Source organism: Mycobacterium sp. SMC-21 (assembly GCF_045310825.1).
Lineage (GTDB): Bacteria > Actinomycetota > Actinomycetes > Mycobacteriales > Mycobacteriaceae > Mycobacterium.
On sequence record NZ_JBJIAO010000027.1, the window covers coordinates 33313 to 53676 of the forward strand.

Consider the following 20364-nt stretch of genomic DNA (forward strand, 5'->3'; position numbering starts at 1 on the left):
TGATCAGAAAGAGGGCGTACACGCATGAGCGGCCATTCCAAGTGGGCGACAACCAAGCACAAGAAGGCCGTCATCGACGCCAAGCGCGGCAAGATGTTCGCCAAGCTGATCAAGAACATCGAGGTCGCGGCCCGCGTCGGCGGCGGCGACCCGGCCGGTAACCCGACCCTGTACGACGCCATCCAGAAGGCCAAGAAGAGCTCGGTACCGAACGACAACATCGAGCGGGCCCGCAAGCGCGGCGGCGGCGAGGAAGCCGGCGGCGCCGACTGGCAGACCATCATGTACGAGGGCTACGGCCCCAACGGTGTCGCGGTGCTCATCGAGTGTCTGACCGACAACCGCAACCGCGCCGCCGGTGAGGTCCGCGTCGCGATGACCCGCAACGGCGGCAACATGGCCGACCCGGGTTCGGTCGCCTACCTGTTCTCCCGCAAGGGCATCATCACGCTCGAGAAGAACGGCCAGACCGAGGACGACGTGCTGATGGCCGTCCTCGATGCCGGTGCCGAAGAGGTCAACGACCTCGGTGACTCGTTCGAGGTCATCTGCGAGCCCACCGACCTGGTCGCGGTGCGTACCGCGCTGCAGGACGCCGGCATCGACTACGACTCGGCCGAGTCCGGCTTCCAGTCGTCGGTGTCCGTCGAGGTCGACCTCGAGGGCGCCCGCAAGGTGTTCAAGCTCGTCGACGCCCTCGAGGACAGCGACGACGTCCAGAACGTCTACACCAACGTCGAGATCCCGGACGACGTCGCCGCGCAGCTCGACGAGGAGTAGCCGCTCCGGCGGTAGCCTGCCGAGCATGTCCGAGCCGCCTCCGTTCAGCCCGACTGTCACGCTGCTGACCGTCAGTCGGGTGTGGGACGCCGCATTCGCCGACGCTCTCAAGCCCCTCGGGCTGACGACGCGCAAGTACGGACTGCTCGGGCACATCCGGGGCAGCGCCGGCATCTCGTTCAGTGAACTCGCCCGGCGTTCGCGCATCACCGTGCAGAGTGCGCACGCGGCGGTCGCGGCGTTCGTCGAGGCGGGACTCGTCGACGACAGCACGGCGCACGCCGGTGCTGCTTCTACGTTGCGCGTGACGGCCGCGGGGGAGTCGTTGCTGAACCGCGCGGCTGACGTCGTGGCCCGTCTGGACACCGAGTTCGCGGCACAAAACCCTGAACTGACCGACGCATTACGCGAGTACATGAGACGAGTCATGTCCGCTTCGCCATAACCTTCAGTTAGACTGAAGGTTATGCAAGCGTTGTTGCTGTCCGTCCACGTCGTCGCGGGCATCCTCTTCGTCGGGCCGATCGCCGTGGCCACCAGCCTGTTTCCCCGCTACGCGCCGGCCGGCGGACCGTCGGCGAACGCGGAACGCAACGACGGCGTCGCCCGTGCGCTGCACCGCATCACACGCGTCTACGGGGTGCTGGCGCTCGTTGTGCCCGTCGTCGGCCTCGCCCTCGCCGGTGTCCAGGGGCGCTCGACCGAGGTCTGGATCATCGTGGCCATGGTGCTCACGGCCATCGCCGGCGGACTGCTCGCGTTCCAGATCGCCCCGCGTCAGCGGGCGGCGCTCGCCGCGCCCGACGATGGGCGGCAGTTGCGCACCCTCGGCATGGTGACCGGCATGTTCAACCTGCTGTGGGTGATCGTCGTGGTGCTGATGGTCGTGCACCCGGGCTCCAGGTACGTGTGAGCATCCGACCCGGCGTGTCACATCGGTGTCGCGCAGCGGAAACCCGCAGCCGCACTGCAAGATGTCCCGATGGCAGCGGTGACGGATCCGGACGGGGTGGAGTGGCGCGTGCGCCGGCGCTGGTGGCCGTTCTGGGATGTGTTCGACATCGTCGACATCGCGTTCCTGGATTGGGTGGGCGTGGTGCTGGCTCTTCCGCTGTTGATCCTGTGGCCGTTCTGGCTGCTGGCCAAGCTGTTCGGGGTGCGCTGGAAGATCATCGTGGAACACGGTGGCGCCGAGACGCACCGTGAACTCGTCCGCTGGTGGGGAGCGTCGGAAGCGCGCATCGCCGAACTGACCCAGGAGATTCGGCAGGGCGCGCGGTCGGGGTACTTCCAGATCTGAGCGTGTCCCTGGCGCAACCTGTCGCCACCGCCCGCTAAGCTATCGAACAGCTGTTCGGGACCTAGTGAGGAGTGGGCGTGCGGGTGATGGGCGTCGACCCTGGTCTGACGCGCTGTGGTCTCTCGATGATCGAGGGAGGCACGGGGCGCAAGGTGACCGCGCTCGATGTCGACGTGGTGCGCACCCCGTCCGACGTCGAACTGCAGCGGCGGCTGCTGACCATCAGCGACACCGTCGAGCACTGGATGGACACGCATCGTCCCGACGTCATCGCCATCGAGCGGGTCTTCGCCAACCAGAACGCCAACACCGCCATGGGCACTGCACAGGCCGGCGGCGTCATCGCGCTGGCGGCGGCGCGCCGGGGCATCGACGTGTACTTCCACACGCCCAGTGAGGTGAAGGCCGCGGTCACCGGAAACGGTCGTGCGGACAAGGCTCAGGTCACCACCATGGTCACCAAAATTCTTGGGCTGCAACAGAAACCGACTCCGGCCGACGCGGCTGACGCGCTCGCGCTGGCCATCTGCCACTGCTGGCGGGCGCCCATGATCGCCCGGATGGCCGCGGCGGAGGCCAAGGCCGCGGAGTTCAAGAAGCAGTACGCAGCGAAGGTGAAGGCGGCGCGCGCATGATCGCATCGGTCCGTGGCGAGGTCATCGACATCGCGCTCGATCACGCGGTGATCGAGGCCGCCGGTGTCGGCTACAAGATCATGGCCACCCCCGCGACGCTGTCCACGCTGCGCCGCGGCACCGAGTCACGGCTGATCACCGCCATGATCGTGCGCGAGGATTCGCAGACCCTGTACGGCTTCGCCGACTCCGACGCCCGCGACCTGTTCAACACGCTGCTCGGCGTCTCGGGCGTCGGCCCCAAGATCGCGCTGGCGACCCTCGCGGTCTACGACGCCCCGACCCTGCGGCAGGCGCTGGCCGACGGCGACGTCACCGCTCTCACCCGGGTGCCGGGCATCGGCAAGCGCGGCGCCGAACGCATGGTCCTGGAACTGCGCGACAAGATCGGTGCGACGACGGGTGCCGGAGCGGGCGTCGCCGGTGGCCACTCCATTCGCGGTCCCGTCGTGGAAGCCCTTGTCGGACTTGGCTTTCCGGCCAAGCAGGCCGAAGAGGCCACCGACAAGGTGCTGGCCAACGATCCGGACGCCAACACCGCCACCGCGCTGCGGTCGGCCCTGTCGATGCTGGGTAAGAAGTGAGCCGGTTCGAGGACGAGGGCACCGAGCCCGACGAGCGGGACGTCTCGCCCGCACTCACTGTCGGCGAGGGCGACGTCGACGCCAGCCTGCGGCCCAAATCGCTACGCGAGTTCATCGGCCAGCCCCGGGTCCGCGAGCAGCTGCAGCTGGTGCTCGAAGGCGCCAAGAACCGCGGCGGTACCCCCGACCACATCCTGCTGTCCGGCCCGCCCGGTCTGGGCAAGACGTCGCTGGCCATGATCATCGCCGCCGAGCTGGGGTCGTCGCTGCGTGTCACCTCCGGGCCTGCGCTGGAGCGCGCCGGCGACCTGGCCGCCATGCTCAGCAACCTGGTCGAGGGCGACGTTTTGTTCATCGACGAAATCCATCGCATCGCCCGGCCCGCCGAAGAGATGCTGTACCTCGCCATGGAGGACTTCCGGGTCGACGTGGTGGTCGGTAAGGGACCCGGCGCGACGTCGATTCCGCTGGAGGTCGCGCCGTTCACCCTGGTCGGGGCGACGACAAGGTCGGGCGCACTGACCGGCCCGTTGCGTGACCGGTTCGGGTTCACGGCACACATGGACTTCTACGAACCGCCCGAGCTGGAGCGGGTGCTCGCCCGGTCGGCCGGCATCCTCGGCATCGAACTCGGTGCCGAAGCCGGTGCCGAAGTGGCTCGGCGGTCCCGCGGCACGCCCCGTATCGCGAACCGGCTGCTGCGCCGGGTCCGGGACTATGCCGAGGTCCGTGCCGACGGCGTCATCACCCGCGACGTGGCCAAGGCCGCACTCGCCGTCTATGACGTCGACGAGCTCGGCCTGGACCGGCTGGACCGGGCCGTATTGACCGCGCTGACAAAGAGTTTCGGGGGCGGCCCGGTCGGGGTCTCGACGCTGGCGGTCGCGGTCGGGGAGGAGGCCACCACCGTCGAGGAGGTGTGCGAGCCGTTCCTGGTGCGGGCCGGGATGATCGCCCGGACGCCGCGGGGGCGCGTGGCGACGCCGCAGGCGTGGACGCACCTGGGCCTGCAACCGCCGATAAACGGACTTGGACAGGCCGGGCTGTTTGAATAGGACCCATGCTGACCGCAGGGTTGATCGTTGCCGGCCTCGCCGCGCTGCTGCACGTGTACATCTTCGTGATGGAGTCGCTCACCTGGACTTCGCCGCGGACCCGAGCCACCTTCGGGCTCACCGAGCAACAGGCGGTGGACACCAAGGAGCTGGCGTTCAACCAGGGGTTCTACAACCTGTTCCTGGCGATCGTCACCGCCGTCGGTATCGCGGCGATCATCTTGGGATGTAACGCGGTCGGGCTGGCGCTGATCTTCGCCGGCATCGGGTCGATGGCCGCCGCAGCGCTGGTGCTGTTGCTGTCGTCCCCGGAGAAAGCGCGGGCCGCCATCACGCAGGGCATCTTCCCGGTGCTCGGCATCGTCGCGTTGTTGATCGGATCGCTGGGGTGATTCGTCGCTGCGCGACCGTCGCTGCCGCCGTCGTGTTGGCCTTCACCGGTGGCGGCACGTCCGCCGCGGATCCGCCTCCCGACCCGGTGCAGCTGGCCGACACGCTCGTCGCCGACGAGCAGGCCGTGCGGGATCCGGCGACGCCGGAGCCCGCGTTGATCGACGCTGCGCACCGGCAGCAGGTCGCCTATCGCGAGATCGCCAGGCATCCGGAGTGGGATGCGGTCATCGCGCCGCGCATCCCGCCGGCACTGGCCGCGGCGTACGGCCGCAACGTCGACGCCGGCCGGCAGCTGGCCGGGATGACACCTCCGCGCGACAACCTCCCGCCGTGGACCATCCAGCCGCCGGCGCCCGCCGACGAACTGCTCGGCTACTACCGCGAGGCGCAGGCGGCATCCGGGGTCGACTGGACGTACCTGGCGGCGATCAACCTGATCGAGTCGCGGTTCGGCCGGATCAACGGCGACAGCACGGCCGGGGCACAGGGGCCCATGCAGTTCCTGCCGTCGACGTTCGCCGCGTACGGCTCCGGTGACATCCGTTCGCCGCGCGATTCGATTCTCGCGGCGGGCCGCTATCTGGCGGCCAACGGTTTCGCCACCGACCATGACGGCGCCCTGCACCACTACAACCATTCCGGCGCGTATGTCCGTGCCGTCAACGACTATGCGGCAGTGCTGGCTGCCGATCCCGCCGCGTTCGCGGGCTACTACCAATGGCAGGTCTACTTCCGGACCACATCGGGCGACGTGTTGCTGCCGGTCGGCTATTCGGCCTGAGCCGTCAGTGATGTGACAGCAGGTGCGTGCTCACCTGATCGCCGCCGGCGCGTTTGGCGACATACATGGCGTGGTCGGCCGACGCCAGGAGCTGGTCCATGACCGGCCGGCTGCCGGCCGGCGCGTGGGCGATCCCGAAGCTCGCCGTCATGTACCACGGCTTCGTGGCGATGCTCCGGCGTAGCCGCTCGGTGAAGCGCAGGGCAGTGGCCTGATTGCCACGGATGGCGATGACGAACTCCTCGCCGCCGATCCGAGCCGCGACCGCACCTTTGGGCAGGGCGTTCATGATGGCCCCGGCGACGTCCATCAGAACCCGGTCGCCGACGGCGTGCCCGAGCGTGTCGTTGATGCGTTTGAAGTCGTCCAGGTCCAGGAGGATGACGCTGATCTCGGATTCGGCGTGGGGACCGGCGAGCAGCGGGCGGATGGCCTGTTCGAAACCGCGGCGATTGGGCAATTGCGTCAGTGGGTCCAGGTGGGCCACGGCGGAGTCGTCGCCCAGCAGCATCACCAGCACATGCACGGCGAGCGGGAGCAGCAGCGTGTTGGCGACGAGCCCGACGAACACTGCGGCAGCCAGCTGCGGATCGCCTTGCTCCGCCAGTCGGACCCCGCAGGTCGCGGCGGTCAGGATGGCGGTCACGGCCACCGACGCCAGGTATTTGGACGTGTGGAAGGACGCCACGTACGCGGCGAGCAGCGCGAACACAAAGCCGCCCAGAGCCGCCGCCTTGGGGTCGCGCTGCACCAGACACACGCCGGCGATACAGAACTGCAGCAGGATCACGATCACGGTGGACTGGCGCCGGCGCGGCCAGCGCGTCAGCCACACGATCGAGCACCCGATGGCGACGACACCGGCGACGACCGGCACCGCGACGGAGAAGACGGTCGCCGGGCCGGACGGACTCCAGATCGTCGCGAGGCCGACCGCGCCGCCACTGAGGACGATCAGTCCGACGATGATGCGGGTGTAGGGCTGCAGGCCACGGTTCTCGATGTACGCGGACAGCCATTCATAGTGGTCGGGCCGGTGCCACCATTGCCGAATTCGCTGCCAGGCCAACGTCCCGAACCTCCCTCACACCCGGGAAAAGCTAGCGCATTGTTAACTGGATTGCACGGCGTAGAGGCTTATCCGCACGAAATTCCCATCTTACTTTCGCGAAAATAATTGCTAGTGCGATGTCCCGCTTGATGGGTCGTGGAATCGCACGCGGTGTGGTGGTCGGCGTTGACGCCCTTGATGGCACACTGGTCTCTACCGCGGCACGGCGTACGGCTGGTCCGGCCCGCTTGCCTGTTCACAGACTCAACAGAACGAAAGATTTTCGCTGTCATGGATTTGGTCGTCTTCCTGCCGCTGCTCCTGGTCATGGGTGCCTTCATGTTCTTCGCGTCGCGGCGGCAGCGGAAGCAGATGCAGGCCACGATCGACCTGCACAACTCGCTGAAGGTGGGCGACCGCGTGCACACCACGTCCGGTCTGCAAGGCACCATCGCCCGGATCGACGACGACAACGTGGATCTGGAGATCGCTCCCGGCGTCGTCACCACCTGGATGAAGCTCGCCGTGCGCGACCGCATCGAGCCCGAGACCGAGGCCGCCGCTGAGGACGTGACCTCGGCTGCCGTCGAAGAGGGCGCGCCGAAGACCGAAGGCTGACATTCCCGCTCCAACACGTACCCTTTGCGGGGCTGACGTACCGATCTCAAGGAGACCCTAGAACCGTGGCATCGTCTTCGGCGCCGGTGCACCCATACCGCTATTTGTCGTTGTTCCTGGCGCTGCTGATCGGCGCCTACCTTCTGGTGTTTCTCACCGGCGACAAGCAGGCCAAGCCCAAGCTGGGCATCGACCTGCAGGGCGGTACCCGGGTCACCCTGACTGCACGTACCCCTGACGGCTCGACGCCGACCCGCGAGGCGCTGATCCAGGCCCAGGAGATCATCGGCGCCCGTGTGAACGGCCTCGGTGTCTCGGGTTCCGAGGTTGTGATCGACGGTTCGAACCTGATCATCACGGTGCCCGGCCAGGACGGCAGCGAGGCCCGCAACCTGGGCCAGACCGCGCGGCTGTACATCCGGCCCGTCGTGCACGTCATCCCGGCGCAGGGCGCGCAGCCCGCGAAGCCCGCCGCGCCGGCTGCTCCGGCTCCCGGTGGCATCCCCGGCGGGCCCGGTGGTCTGCCCGGCATGCCCGGTATGCCGCCGCTGATCGCGCCCGCCGAGCCGGAGGCCCCGGTCGTCCCGCCGACGCCGGGCATGCCCGCGCACCCGGCCTCGACCGAGCCGGCACCCGCCCCGGCCCCGCAGCCGCGGCCCTTCCCGGAGGAGCCGACCCCGGCGCCGTCGGACACCTCGGCCACGCCTGCCCCGCCGGCACCTGCCGCTCCGGGTGCACCTGAACCGGGTGCCCCCGCCGCTCCGGCCCCGGGCGCACCGGGCGTCCCCGCACCGGGTGCCCCCGCGCCCGCGCCGGGAGCGCACGGCCCCAAGGCCGAACTGGCCCAGCGCATCGCCGACGAGAAGGCCCTGCGTCAGAGCACGCAGCCGCAGATCCAGCTGCTGGCTCTGCAGTTCCAGGCCACCCGCTGCGACCAGCAGGACGTGCTGGCCGGCAACGACGACCCGAACCTGCCGCTGGTGACCTGCTCCAAGGACCACAAAGAGGTCTACCTGCTGGACAAGTCGATCATCAGCGGTGACGAGATCAAGGACGCGTCGTCCGGTCTGAACCAGCAGCAGGGCGAGTACGTCGTCGACGTCACGTTCAAGGAGAAGGCCGCCGAGGTGTGGGCCGACTTCACTGCCAAGAACATCGGCACCCAGACCGCGTTCGTGCTCGACTCCCAGGTCGTCAGCGCGCCGGCCATCCAGGAGGCGATCCCGGGCGGCCGCACGCAGATCACCGGCCACTTCAACGCCTCGACGGCGAAAGACCTGGCCAACGTGCTGAAGTACGGCTCGCTGCCGCTGTCGTTCGAGTCGTCGGAGGCGGAGACGGTGTCGGCCACGCTGGGCCTGACGTCGCTGCGCGCCGGCTTGTGGGCCGGTCTGATCGGTCTCGGTCTGGTGCTGCTCTACTCGCTGGCCTACTACCGGGTCCTCGGCCTGCTCACCGCGCTGTCGCTGGTCGCGTCGGGCGCCATGGTGTTCGCGATCCTGGTGCTCCTGGGCCGGTACATCAACTACACGCTGGACCTGGCGGGTATCGCGGGTCTGATCATCGGTATCGGTACGACCGCCGACTCGTTCGTGGTGTTCTTCGAACGCATCAAGGACGAGATCCGAGAGGGACGCAGTTTCCGCTCGGCCGTGCCACGTGGTTGGGCACGCGCCCGCAAGACCATCGTCTCGGGTAACGCGGTCACCTTCCTGGCTGCCCTGGTGCTGTACATCCTGGCTGTCGGACAGGTGAAGGGCTTCGCGTTCACCCTGGGCCTGACCACGATCCTCGACATCGTGGTGGTGTTCCTGGTGACGTGGCCGCTGGTCTTCCTGGCGTCGAAGTCGGCGCGGATGGCCAAGCCTGCGTACAACGGTCTCGGCGCCGTGCAGCAGATTGCGCGCGAGCGGCGAGCGGCCAGCCTGACGGGACAGGGGTAACACCGACATGTCGAAGCACTCAACTGACGACACCGACCTGGAGCTGACCGAATCGGCTGCGGCCGAAGAGGATTCGGCCACCGAGATCGAGGAAACCACCGCCACCGAGCCGGGCGGCAGCCTGCCGCAGCACGGATTCTTCGTCCGCCTCTACACCGGTACCGGTGCATTCGAGGTCATCGGCAAGCGTCGTATGTGGTACGCGATCAGCGGCGTGATCATGCTGGTCATGATCGCCAGCATCCTGATCCGCGGTTTCAACTTCGGTATCGATTTCGAGGGCGGAACCAAGATCGCGATGCCGGTGGCGGGTGTGTCCACCACTGCCACTCCGCAGGCTGTCGAGGACGTCTTCAACAAGACGCTCGGCCATGCCCCCGAGTCGGTGGTGCGCGTCGGCAACGGCGACTCGGCCACCCTGCAAATCCGCACGGAGACCCTGTCGACGGCGGACACCGAGAAGGTGCGCAACGCCCTCTTCGACGCATTCCAGCCGAAGGGCGAGGACGGCAAGGCGTCCAAGGCCGTCATCAGCGATTCGGCGGTGTCGTCGACCTGGGGTGATCAGATCACCAAGAAGGCGCTGATCGCGCTGGTGGTGTTCATCGTCATCGTCTCGATCTACATCACCATCCGCTACGAGCGCTACATGGCGCTGGCAGCGCTGGCCTCGCTGGCCTTCGACCTGCTCAGCACGGCGGGTGTGTACTCGCTCGTCGGGTTCGAGGTCACGCCGGCCACCGTGATCGGTCTGTTGACCATCCTCGGCTTCTCGCTCTACGACACCGTGATCGTGTTCGACAAGGTCGAGGAGAACACCCACGGCTTCGAGCACACCACCCGCCGGACGTTCGCCGAGCAGGCCAACCTGGCGGTCAACCAGACCTTCATGCGGTCCATCAACACCAGCCTCATCTCGGCGCTGCCGATCATCTCGCTGATGGTGGTCGCGGTGTGGCTGCTGGGCGTGGGCACGCTCAAGGACCTGGCGCTGGTCCAGCTGGTCGGTGTCATCGTCGGTACCTACTCGTCGATCTTCTTCGCCACCCCGCTGCTGGTGTCGATGCGCGAGCGCACCGACCTGGTGAAGAACCACACCCGCCGGGTGCTCAACCGCCGCAAGTCGTCGATCGAGCGCGGCGTCACCGGTGGCGACGAGGTCACCGTCGGTGCGGTGAACGCACCGGAAAAGCCGGCGCCGGGGGCCAAGCCGTTGCGGCCCACCGGTAAGCCGTCGGGTAAGCGCACCCGGGGCTAGCCCTCGATGCCCGCCCGGTTCCGCCGAACCGCCTTGGCCGGTGCGGTGATGTTGGTGGCCGGTTTCGGCCTGTCCGGTTGTGACAGTTCGGCTGACGCCGTCGACTACATCGTCGACGGCGCGCTGCCCACCTACAACACCGCGTCGGTCGTCGGCGCGGCTTCCGGTGCGCCGCAAGCATTTTCGCGGGTACAGACGGGGTTCAACTATCGCGGGCCCGACGGGCAGGTGGTCGCCGATCGTGACTTCGGCACCGTTTCGGTGATGGGCCGGGCGCCACTGACGCTCGACTACAAGATCAACGACAGCGCCGTCTACTCCGACGGCAAGCCGGTCACGTGTGACGACATGGTGCTGGCCTGGGCGGCGCAGTCGGGGCAGTTCCCGGCGTTCGACGCGGCCAGCCGCGCCGGCTACAGCGACATCGCGGTCGTCGACTGCACCCCGGGGCAGAAGCGCGCCAGGGTGACGTTCGTCCGCGACCGCGACATCACCGACTACGGCCAGCTGTTCGCGGCGACGTCGATGCTGCCGGCGCACGTCCTGGACGACGCGCTCGGTCTCGGCGACGGCGGCGTGACGAAGGCGCTGCAGAGCGGTGACGCGCCGACCATCGACAAGATCGCCGACGCCTGGAACACCACCTGGGATCTGAAGCCCGACACGGACCTCAAGAAGTTCCCCTCGGCCGGCCCCTACAAGCTCGCGTCGGTGGCCAAGGACGGCTCGATCACGTTGGCGGCCAACGACAAATGGTGGGGCGCCAAGCCGGTGATCGGCAAGATCACGGTGGCGCCGCGGGGCGCCGACATCGCGAGCCGGATCAAGTCCGGCAAGGCCGAGGTCGTCGACATCGCCGCCGGCGTGGTCGGCAAGGACGATGTGCCGTCGAGCTACGTGCGCAGGGACAGCGCGTCCGATGACATTCAGCAGCTGATCTTCGCGGCCCAGGGTGTGCTGGCCGATCCGGCCGCGCGCCGCGCCGTCGCGCTGTGTACGCCGCGGGACGCGATCGCCGCCGCGGTCGGCGTCTACGTCAGCAATGCCCGGCTGAATACGGCGTCGGATGATTCCCTCGCGGTGGCCGAAAACGTCGACGCCAGTGGGCAGTTCGCCGCCGCCGACGTGGATGGGGCGCGCGCCGCGGCGGGCGGCCAGCCCCTGACCGTGCGGATGGGGTATCGCGGGCCGGATGCCCGGCTGGCCTCGGTGGTCGCCGCGATCACCAAGTCGTGCGCCGCCGCGGGCATCACCGTGCAGGAGGTCGCGTCGCCGGCGGTCGGTGCACAAAGCTTGCGCGCCAACGACATCGACGTGCTCCTGTCCGGTGGCGGGGGAGCCGCGGGCAGTGGTTCCAGCGGTTCGTCGGTGGTGGATTCGTACGCCCTGCACAGCGGCAACGGCAACGACCTGTCGGGTTACGCCAACGAACGCGTCGACGGCGTCATCGCCGCCCTGGCCGTGACCACCGACCCCAAGGAACAGGCGCGCCTGCTCGGTGAGGGAGCCGGGGTGCTGTGGGGCGACCTGCCGACGCTGCCGCTGTACCGCCAGCAGCGGACCCTGCTGGTGGCGAAAGACCTGACGCTCGTGCGCGCCAACCCCACGCGGTGGGGCGCCGGCTGGAACATGGACCGCTGGGGGAGCAAGTGACCGATCTCAACGCACTCTTCACCGAGCTGGTCCGTGAGGTGCCGGACTTTCCGGAGCCGGGCATCCAGTTCAAGGATCTGACGCCGTTGCTCGCCGACGGCCGCGGGCTTGCCGCGGTGACGGCCGCACTGGCTGAGGCCGCCGACGGTGTGGATCTGGTTGCCGGTATCGATGCACGCGGGTTCCTGCTGGGTGCCGCCGTCGCGACCCGGTTGGGTACCGGAGTTCTCGCGGTCCGCAAGGGCGGGAAGTTGCCGCCGCCGGTGCACAGCCAGTCCTACGCGCTGGAGTACGGCACCGCCACGCTGGAGATTCCCGCCGATGGGATCGATCTGACCGGCCGGCGCGTTGTCGTGATAGACGACGTGCTCGCCACCGGCGGAACGGTTGCTGCGACGGTCCGGCTGCTGCAGGCGGCAGGTGCGACGGTGACCGCGGCCGCGGTCGTACTCGAACTGAACGGCCTCGGTGGACGCGCTGTGCTGGAACCGCTGCCGGTCACGAGCCTGTACGTCGTCTGAGGGGCTATCCTCGACAAACCAGGTGTAGGAGGTGTGCGGCGTTGGCTGACGACAAGGTGACGCAGGTCCAGTCGGCGCCGCCCGAGCCGCCGCAGGCGGCGTCACTGGAAGCGGCCAAGGGCACCGTCAGCGCGTCCCGCCGTGTCCGTGCCCGGCTCGCCCGCCGTATGACCGCCCAGCGCAGCCTGGTCAATCCCGTCCTCGAGCCGCTCGTCGCGGTGCACCGCGAGTACTACCCCAAGGCCGATCTGGCGATCCTGCAGCGCGCTTACGAGATTGCCGAGGAGCGGCACGCGCCGCAGTTGCGCAAGTCCGGTGATCCGTACATCACCCATCCGCTGGCTGTCGCCAACATCCTGGCCGAGCTCGGCATGGACACCACGACGCTCGTCGCCGCGCTGCTGCACGACACCGTCGAGGACACCGGCTACACGCTCGAGGCGCTCACCGCCGAGTTCGGCACCGAGGTCGGTCATCTGGTCGACGGCGTCACCAAGCTGGACAAAGTGGTGCTGGGCTCGGCGGCAGAGGCCGAGACCATCCGCAAGATGATCATCGCCATGGCGCGCGATCCCCGCGTGCTGGTGATCAAGGTCGCCGACCGGCTGCACAACATGCGCACCATGCGGTTCCTGCCGCCGGAGAAGCAGGCCCGCAAGGCGCGCGAGACGCTCGAAGTGATTGCGCCGCTTGCCCATCGGCTCGGTATGGCGACCGTCAAGTGGGAGCTTGAGGACCTGTCCTTCGCGATCCTGCACCCCAAGCGGTACGAGGAGATCGTGCGGCTGGTCGCCGACCGGGCGCCGTCGCGTGACACCTACCTGGCCAAGGTGCGTGCCGAGATCGCCAATTCGCTGCAGGCCATGAAGATCAACGCGACCGTTGAAGGCCGGCCGAAGCACTACTGGTCCATCTACCAGAAGATGATCGTCAAGGGCCGCGACTTCGACGACATCCACGACCTGGTCGGTGTCCGCATTCTCTGCGACGAGATCCGCGACTGTTACGCCGCGGTCGGCGTCGTGCACTCGCTGTGGCAGCCGATGGCCGGGCGGTTCAAGGACTACATCGCGCAGCCGCGCTTCGGTGTCTACCAGTCGTTGCACACGACGGTCGTCGGCCCGGAGGGCAAGCCACTGGAGGTGCAGATCCGCACCATCGACATGCACCGCACCGCCGAGTACGGCATCGCCGCACACTGGCGGTACAAGGAAGCCAAGGGCCGCAACGGGTTACCCGCGGGCGGACACGCCACCGAGATCGACGACATGGCATGGATGCGCCAGCTGCTCGACTGGCAGCGTGAGGCGGCCGACCCGGGCGAGTTCCTCGAGTCGCTGCGTTACGACCTTGCCGTGCAGGAGATCTTCGTGTTCACGCCCAAGGGTGACGTGATCACGCTGCCGGCCGGTTCCACACCCGTCGACTTCGCGTACGCGGTGCACACCGAGGTCGGGCACCGCTGTATCGGCGCCCGCGTCAACGGCCGCCTGGTGGCGCTGGAGCGCAAGCTCGAAAACGGTGAAGTGGTCGAGGTTTTCACCTCCAAGGCCCAGAACGCCGGCCCGTCGCGTGACTGGCAGACGTTCGTGGTGTCGCCGCGGGCCAAGGCCAAGATTCGGCAGTGGTTCGCCAAAGAGCGGCGTGAAGAGGCGCTGGAGACCGGCAAGGACGCCATCGCCCGCGAGGTGCGCCGCGGCGGAATGCCGTTGCAGCGGTTGATGAACGCCGAACTGATGGCCGCGCTCGCGCGCGAACTTCGCTACGCGGACGTCTCGGCGTTGTACACCGCCGTCGGTGAGGGACATGTCTCGGCCCGGCACGTCGTGCAGCGGTTGGTGGCCACGCTCGGTGGTGACGACGACGCGGCCGACGAGATCGCCGAACGGTCGACGCCGGCCACCATGCCGGTGCGGCGCCGCACGAATGACGATGTGGGCGTAGCGGTTCCGGGTGCACCCGGGGTGCTCTGCAAGCTCGCCAAGTGCTGCACGCCGGTGCCCGGCGACAACATTATGGGGTTCGTGACCCGCGGCGGTGGCGTCAGCGTGCACCGGACCGACTGCACCAATGCCGCGTCGCTGCAGCAGCAGGCCGAGCGCATCATCGACGTGAAGTGGGCGCCGTCGCCGTCGTCGGTGTTCCTGGTGGCCATTCAGGTCGAGGCGCTGGACCGGCACCGTCTGCTGTCCGACGTCACCCGGGTGCTGGCCGACGAGAAGGTCAACATCCTGTCGGCGTCGGTCACCACGTCCAACGATCGAGTTGCGATCAGCCGCTTCACTTTTGAAATGGGCGACCCGAAGCACCTGGGCCACGTGCTGAACGTGGTGCGCAACGTCGAAGGCGTGTACGACGTCTACCGCGTGACTTCGGCCGCCTAGCGCGCTTTTCCGCTGTCGCTCGTGACTTGAGCAAACTCGTACCCAGCGCTGCGCAAGATTGGTGCAGGACTGGGGTTGGTGGTGCGGGTAATCTCAGATGCGGGACTGTCCAGATGTGGGGGTGGACGCGTTGAGCGGTGAGTTGAAGATCGACCTGGAGACCTTGTCGTGGTCGGCGGCTTCGGTGCCGCCCCTGGGTTGGGTGCATCTTCCTGCGCACGGTGATCCGGTCAGCTTGATGCTCTCGTCGTATATCCCAGGATTGGTCGACGGCGCCAACGAGAAGGTCGCCGCTGCGCAGGCGGAAGATCAGGCCTTTGCGGGCAAGGTCTCGTCGGCCAAGAGCGCTTATCAGAACGCTGACGATGCCGGCGGGCAGACGATCCAGAAGGCCGCCGGCGACAGCCTCAATCCCGCGTCCGCCGCGGGCAAAGTTGGCGGCGGTGCCGACGGTGGAATGGGCCAGTTCGGCCAGATGATGGGCATGGCGATGCAGGCCTTCCAGGCGCCCGCGCAGGCCATGCAGGCACTCGGCTCGGTTCCGCAGACCGCGATGCAGGCGGCCCAGCAGATCGGACAGCAGGTCCAGCAGCTCGCCGGACAGGCCGGTAAAGACGGGGCCAAGCCGGCAGACGCAGGTACCGGGGGAGTCGGTGGTGCTGCCGGTCAACAGCTCAAGCCGGAGGAGCGCAAGCCGGGCGACGAGAAGGCCCGCGAGGAGAAGCGGGACGAGAAGCCTGAGGAAAACAAGGACCGCGAGGCCGACAAGAAGCACGCCGCTGCCGGGCCCGGCAGCGGCCCGGCCGCGCCGGTGCCGCCTTCCACGCCTGCGCCGCGGTCGGGGCGCCACGCCGCAAATCCTGCGGTCGATGTGTAATTTTCGGTCTTGACTGTTTTGCGTTGAGTTTCTGAGGGAGGGCGATCTGTGACGCAACCGCCGACGTGGGGTGCGCCCCCGCCGCAGCAGCCGGGTGGCTGGCCGGGCCAGCCGGGACCGGGTGGGCAGTGGGGCCCGCAGCAGCCATGGCCGGCTCCGGTTCCGCCGAAGAAGGGCGGCGCCGCCAAGTGGGCCATTGGAGCGGTGTCGTTGGTTGCGGTGATCGCGGTGACGGCTGTAGTTGCAGTGTCGTGCACCAAGAACAGTGGTGACAGCAAAGGCGGTGGCACGGAGACTTCGGCCGCGCCGTCGGATGTTGCGAGTGCGAACGACAAAGGGCCGGTCGGCATCATCACCGAGGACCCGTCGTGCGCGCCGTGGGGACCGATCACGAATACCTTGGCGGGGGTCGAGGGCAAAGGCTGGCGGGATCGCGATCCTTCGATCCCAGCGTCGTTGTGGACACCAGATGTTCGGACGCAATACGAGGCCGTTGGAAAGGCATGGCGTAAAGCCGCCGATCAGATCGTGCCGCTGGCGAAGATGACTCCCCACCGCGTAATGCGCGAACTATACGAGCAGTCCATTGTGTATATGCGTGCATACGCGGACAGCATTTCTGCATACAAGCCGATTGACGACAACTTGGCGCGAACGGCAGCGACAGCAGGCCTAGTAATCACGTACGTTTGCGATGCGATTTCGTCGGGTTCTGCTGCGGCGCGAGCATCGGCGGTTCCTGCACAAAAAGCGCCGACAGTGTTTGCTCCTATCGGGGATTTGGCACACCCAACGCGAATGTTCGAAACCGCTGACGCGGTATGCTCGAATTTGAGCTCGACTCTTGATCAGTTGGCCCAGAACCCAGCATTCAAGAACTGGATGACGACTGATCCTCAGATTCCTGCCAGCAATTGGTCGCCAGAGCAGCAGTCCCTCACCGATGCGGTTATCCCCGCGATGAGTTCTATGGCAGACGCCCTGGAGAAATTGGCTGAGACGAGTTCGAACCCAATTGTGAAGGATTTCATCCTCTTGGGTGTTCAATACCAACGCACATATGTTGCGGCTCTATCGACTTATCAGCCGAACGATCACACCCTTTACTCTGCTGGTCAGGGAGCGGCTGCGGTCGTGCGGATGGCGTGCAATTACGCTGCGGGTTGAGATTCGGTACTCCAATGCCTGAGATCGATTCGGTGGTTCCCGTCGGGAGTCGAGCCGGCATTGTCGACCCCGACTATTCGGCAATTCTGATCTGCCCCGGTCGAAGGACGATCCAATATGGCAATTGATCGATTTCATCCAGGTGACTACGGCCCGAAGACTGTCGAAGGTGCAGCGTTTCCGGATGTTGACGAGAACGCGCTCAATGACATCGCCGTCCGGCTGATGTCACTGGGCGACCGCCTTGATGGAGAGGTGATCCCGCATCACGCTCACCAGCGAATGCAGTTGTCGGACTGGGAGGGCGAGGCCGGACGGCTTGCAGAGGCTGCCGCAAAAGGTGTTCTCGGTTCGTACGGGGAAGCGTGCGAAGCTGTGTACGCGGCGGCCAGGAAGATGTTCCGCGCCGAAGCTGCGGTGGTTCAAACCAAGAACGCAGTGAATCACACCGCGGAGACAACTGAGCAAGTCTGCCAGGTATTCGCGAAGGCGGCCCTTCAGATGCTCGCGGCCGGTTGCGCGGCGGCGCAGTCAGGAGACGCTGTAGCGGCCAATACGTTTTTCAACACGGCCGTGACGTTTATGAAGTCGATTCAGTCGTTGGTGGCTGCAGGCCTTGCCGAAAACACCGCGGCAGTGTCGGCGTGTGCTTCTGGTCTGGCACAAGAGTTGGGCGTTCCACCAGGTACGCCTGGCGCGAAGGGTGAGATGCCGCCTCCGCCACCACCGCCGACTCCAAACCCCGCTACGCCTGGTACGCCGCCTCCGGTGCCGGGGGCACCGAGTAGTAGTGGACCTGGTGGAGGCGGCGGACAAGGCGACCTCTTGAGCGGTGGCGCGAACCACGTAGTTCAGCCGGAAAAGAAAGACGCTCCAAAGAACCCGAACCCGAACCCGAACCCGCCGGCGGAAGGCCAGGGCCAGGTGCTGACCGGCGGCGCTAGCCACGAGAGCCAGCAGAAGCCCGCGGAGCCGCCGGCTAATCCAACGGGGAACGGCCAAGGCCAGCCGTTGGGTGGCGCAGGCAGCCATGTGACGGAGAAGGGGCCCGGCCAGACGGTAACCACTGGATCGACTTCGGGCACGACCGCCCCTGGGACCACGCAGACGGCGGGTGCTCCCGGTTCGACGATCCCGGCGTCGACCGCGACTCGCTCGAATGCGCCAGGCTCTGCACCCGGCACTACAGCTGCATCTTCTTCTCCCAGTTCGCCGGGCAGCCCGTCGAGCTCACCGACCGGTCAGGGCACCGGCCAGCAAGGCACCGGCCAGCCAACGGGTCCGCAGGCGCCCGATACCCCGAAGAACCCATTCGGCCAACTCGCGAACGCACAGCCGTTATCCGCGGCGGCGCCTGCCGCACCGCTGACGACACCCGAACCCGCCACCCAGACGGGCGCAGCGTCCGGCACCCCGGCTGCTGCAAGTGGGGCGGCGACAGGCACCGGCGGCGGGGGTGCCGCGCCAGTGACTCAGGCAGCCGGCGCGGCAAGTGCCGCCGCGCCGACCGGCACACCCGCCGGCGCCGCACCGGCCGCCCCGTTGGGGCCGGCACCGACGCCATCGCCGGCCGCGCCGGTCGCGCAACCCGGCGCAGGTGCCGGTGGTCCGGGTGGTCCGGGCGTCGCGCCGATGTCGACCAACCAGCAGCAGAACGCCGCTGCTGCGGCGCCGATCCCGGTGACGGCGGCGCGCGCCGAACGTGACGCGATGGCTGCCGCGGCGCGGGCCGGTCTGGTGCGCAAGTCCGCGGGTGACGCGGATGTGCAGTTCGCCGAGCGAATCGCGGCGGCGTTGCACGCGCCGCCGTCGATCCCGGCGATGGCGTGGAACTTCGTGTGGGCGGTCGGCGTGACGACCGACGGCGAGATCATCGCCGCGAATTCCTATGGGGTGTCGTTCATTCCGGACGGCATGTGCCTACCCTCGCAGGTGATCTTCGTCAGCGCTGACGAGCGCATCCCGGCCGGCCAGCGCGGCCGGTGGGTCCGCGAGCCGTTCGTCGCCCTGCAGGCGTGGTGCACCTTCCATGAGAAGACGCTCAAGGTGATCATCGGCACCGAGCAGGAAGTGCAGCCGTTCGCCGGCAGCTTGCAGACGAGAGTCATTCCGCCAGAGGACATTCCAACGGACGGCCTGATGAAGGGTCGCACCCGCTTGGAGGTCATCGCTCCCGAGGCCGCCGCGAAGCTCGCGGAGTGGCCGGACGCGCAGCTGCATGAAGCGTTGCCGCCGCAGCCCGTTCAGCTGGTCCCGCCCGACCCCGCGGCCATCGGCAAGGCGTGGATGGAGTCGATCCGCCCGCTGATGCAGACGACGGGCGAGACGTATCGGACGGCACACCTCGAGAAGCTGGCCGCCTACGGCCGCCTGCAGGAGTCGGCGGCGCTGTACCGCGCCTACACCGCGCCGTACGCGGCCGACCTGCGGGCAGCGATCACCGATTGGGTGTGGTGGCAACAGTTCTCGACGATCCAGGGTGACGCCCAACTGGTTGAGCTGGGCGCCTAACCGCGCGGCAGCATCGCGAGCTGCCGGCTCTGGACGACCACCTGGCCGGTGGAGTCCAGGATGACGTGGTCCTCCTCGAACCACGTCTCGCCGACCACCGTCGAGCTGGCCTGCACCCGCAGCCATCCCGGCGCCGGCCGCCGTCGCACATAGGTGGTGAGCTGCACGGTCGGCGTCCAGCCGAAGTGTCCCTGATTCATCGTGACCGGGGGAGTGATGTCGCCTGCCATCAGCGCGAACAGCAGGGCGGTCTCGGGGTTGGCCTCGTCGTCGGCGAAGGGCCGCAACCACATTCGGTTGACGGGGTCGCCCTCGTCGCCGGACAGGAACGGTGTGGCTGCGTCGAGCAGGAACTGGCAGCCCTGTGCCACGTGGACGATCGCACCGACCGCGTGGCCACCGGTCACCGGTACGGCATCCGCAGGTGGTTCCACCGGCAGGTAGGACACCTCGAGCGAGTCCTGGTGGCGCGGCGGCTTGGCGTCCAGCGGTCCGAGCGTCACCGCGCAGCTGACCGCCGCGCGACCGTTTTGCGACAGCTGGACATCGACCAGGGCGACCTGGCGCCCATGCTTCCGGACCGTTGTCGTCAGCTGCACCTCCCCGGGGTCCGGCGCATTCAGGTAGTTGGCGCTCACGGCGACGGGCGCCAGGTCGGATTCTGCACCGATGGCCTGCTGCGCGGCCGCGGCACACACCGCCATCATGCAGCCCCCATGCACCTTCGGGCCGATCGTCCACACCGGGTCGATGGTGGCGGTGAAGGTGCCGTCGCCGACCGCGGTGACGGTGGTGAGGTCCGTGAAGGGGTGCGCTGTCATTTCATCTCCAACGGTGACGCGATGGTTGCTGA

Annotated in this window: 20 protein-coding genes; 18 read left to right on the top strand and 2 right to left on the bottom strand. The window is 67.7% G+C overall.

What is annotated here, in order from left to right; genetic code table 11:
- Positions 1–24: 24 nt before the first annotated feature.
- The 9 genes from ACJH6H_RS21580 (at position 25) to ACJH6H_RS21620 (ending at position 5528) form a co-directional block, all read left to right on the top strand.
- Positions 25–780: a YebC/PmpR family DNA-binding transcriptional regulator gene (locus ACJH6H_RS21580; RefSeq protein ID WP_212811635.1), complete on the top strand. Its 756-nt coding sequence runs from the start codon at positions 25–27 to the stop codon at positions 778–780.
- A gap of 25 nt (positions 781–805) precedes the next feature.
- Positions 806–1225 carry a MarR family winged helix-turn-helix transcriptional regulator gene (locus ACJH6H_RS21585; protein WP_318984449.1) on the top strand — a complete coding sequence of 140 codons (420 nt, stop codon included), beginning with the start codon at positions 806–808 and terminating at the stop codon, positions 1223–1225.
- 21 nt (positions 1226–1246) lie between these two features.
- Positions 1247–1693, top strand: coding sequence for a hypothetical protein (locus tag ACJH6H_RS21590; RefSeq protein WP_318984450.1), 447 nt, complete (start codon positions 1247–1249; stop codon positions 1691–1693).
- Positions 1694–1762: 69 nt separating this feature from the next.
- Positions 1763–2080, top strand: a complete 318-nt coding sequence (locus ACJH6H_RS21595) for a hypothetical protein (protein WP_318984451.1) — start codon at positions 1763–1765, stop codon at positions 2078–2080.
- Between the two features lie 77 nt (positions 2081–2157).
- Positions 2158–2715: a crossover junction endodeoxyribonuclease RuvC gene (gene ruvC, locus ACJH6H_RS21600; RefSeq protein ID WP_212811631.1), complete on the top strand. Its 558-nt coding sequence runs from the start codon at positions 2158–2160 to the stop codon at positions 2713–2715.
- Positions 2712–3299, top strand: a complete 588-nt coding sequence (gene ruvA / locus ACJH6H_RS21605; RefSeq protein WP_318984452.1) for a Holliday junction branch migration protein RuvA — start codon at positions 2712–2714, stop codon at positions 3297–3299. The genes ruvC and ruvA overlap by 4 nt, the downstream gene beginning before the upstream one ends.
- Positions 3296–4354, top strand: coding sequence for a Holliday junction branch migration DNA helicase RuvB (gene ruvB, locus ACJH6H_RS21610; protein ID WP_212811629.1), 1059 nt, complete (start codon positions 3296–3298; stop codon positions 4352–4354). The genes ruvA and ruvB overlap by 4 nt, the downstream gene beginning before the upstream one ends.
- 5 nt (positions 4355–4359) lie before the next feature.
- Complete coding sequence (locus tag ACJH6H_RS21615; RefSeq protein WP_318984453.1) at positions 4360–4746, top strand: DUF1304 domain-containing protein; 387 nt, start codon at positions 4360–4362, stop codon at positions 4744–4746.
- A gap of 32 nt (positions 4747–4778) precedes the next feature.
- On the top strand, positions 4779–5528 hold the full coding sequence (locus tag ACJH6H_RS21620; RefSeq protein WP_318984619.1) for a transglycosylase SLT domain-containing protein: 750 nt from the start codon (positions 4779–4781) through the stop codon (positions 5526–5528).
- A 4-nt stretch (positions 5529–5532) separates the two neighbouring features.
- Here ACJH6H_RS21620 and ACJH6H_RS21625 read toward each other — a convergent pair whose 3' ends face one another.
- On the bottom strand, positions 5533–6597 hold the full coding sequence (locus ACJH6H_RS21625; RefSeq protein ID WP_318984454.1) for a GGDEF domain-containing protein: 1065 nt from the start codon (positions 6595–6597) through the stop codon (positions 5533–5535).
- A gap of 273 nt (positions 6598–6870) precedes the next feature.
- Between ACJH6H_RS21625 and yajC the strand changes: the two genes are divergently transcribed.
- The 9 genes from yajC (at position 6871) to ACJH6H_RS21670 (ending at position 19511) form a co-directional block, all read left to right on the top strand.
- Complete coding sequence (gene yajC / locus ACJH6H_RS21630; protein ID WP_212811626.1) at positions 6871–7197, top strand: preprotein translocase subunit YajC; 327 nt, start codon at positions 6871–6873, stop codon at positions 7195–7197.
- A 65-nt stretch (positions 7198–7262) separates the two neighbouring features.
- Entirely contained in the window at positions 7263–9140 is a 1878-nt protein-coding gene (secD, locus tag ACJH6H_RS21635) for a protein translocase subunit SecD (RefSeq protein ID WP_212811625.1), read from the top strand.
- A gap of 7 nt (positions 9141–9147) precedes the next feature.
- A complete protein-coding gene (secF, locus tag ACJH6H_RS21640; RefSeq protein WP_212811624.1) occupies positions 9148–10398 on the top strand; it encodes a protein translocase subunit SecF in 1251 nt (416 codons plus the stop codon).
- Positions 10399–10404: 6 nt separating this feature from the next.
- Positions 10405–12051: an ABC transporter substrate-binding protein gene (locus ACJH6H_RS21645; protein ID WP_318984455.1), complete on the top strand. Its 1647-nt coding sequence runs from the start codon at positions 10405–10407 to the stop codon at positions 12049–12051.
- Positions 12048–12572, top strand: a complete 525-nt coding sequence (locus tag ACJH6H_RS21650) for an adenine phosphoribosyltransferase (protein WP_318984456.1) — start codon at positions 12048–12050, stop codon at positions 12570–12572. The genes ACJH6H_RS21645 and ACJH6H_RS21650 overlap by 4 nt, the downstream gene beginning before the upstream one ends.
- A 41-nt stretch (positions 12573–12613) precedes the next feature.
- Positions 12614–14956, top strand: a complete 2343-nt coding sequence (locus ACJH6H_RS21655; protein WP_212811621.1) for a bifunctional (p)ppGpp synthetase/guanosine-3',5'-bis(diphosphate) 3'-pyrophosphohydrolase — start codon at positions 12614–12616, stop codon at positions 14954–14956.
- Between the two features lie 121 nt (positions 14957–15077).
- Positions 15078–15833 (top strand): hypothetical protein, encoded by a 756-nt coding sequence (locus ACJH6H_RS21660; protein WP_406775780.1) that lies wholly within the window; start codon positions 15078–15080, stop codon positions 15831–15833.
- Positions 15834–16037: 204 nt separating this feature from the next.
- Positions 16038–17000, top strand: a complete 963-nt coding sequence (locus ACJH6H_RS21665; protein ID WP_406775781.1) for a Vmc-like lipoprotein signal peptide domain-containing protein — start codon at positions 16038–16040, stop codon at positions 16998–17000.
- Between the two features lie 1467 nt (positions 17001–18467).
- Positions 18468–19511, top strand: coding sequence for a secretion protein EccK (locus ACJH6H_RS21670; protein WP_131808742.1), 1044 nt, complete (start codon positions 18468–18470; stop codon positions 19509–19511).
- Here the strand turns inward: ACJH6H_RS21670 and ACJH6H_RS21675 are convergent.
- Positions 19508–20332: a thioesterase family protein gene (locus tag ACJH6H_RS21675; RefSeq protein ID WP_406775782.1), complete on the bottom strand. Its 825-nt coding sequence runs from the start codon at positions 20330–20332 to the stop codon at positions 19508–19510. The two genes, ACJH6H_RS21670 and ACJH6H_RS21675, sit on opposite strands and share 4 nt — an antisense overlap.
- Positions 20333–20364: the final 32 nt, after the last annotated feature.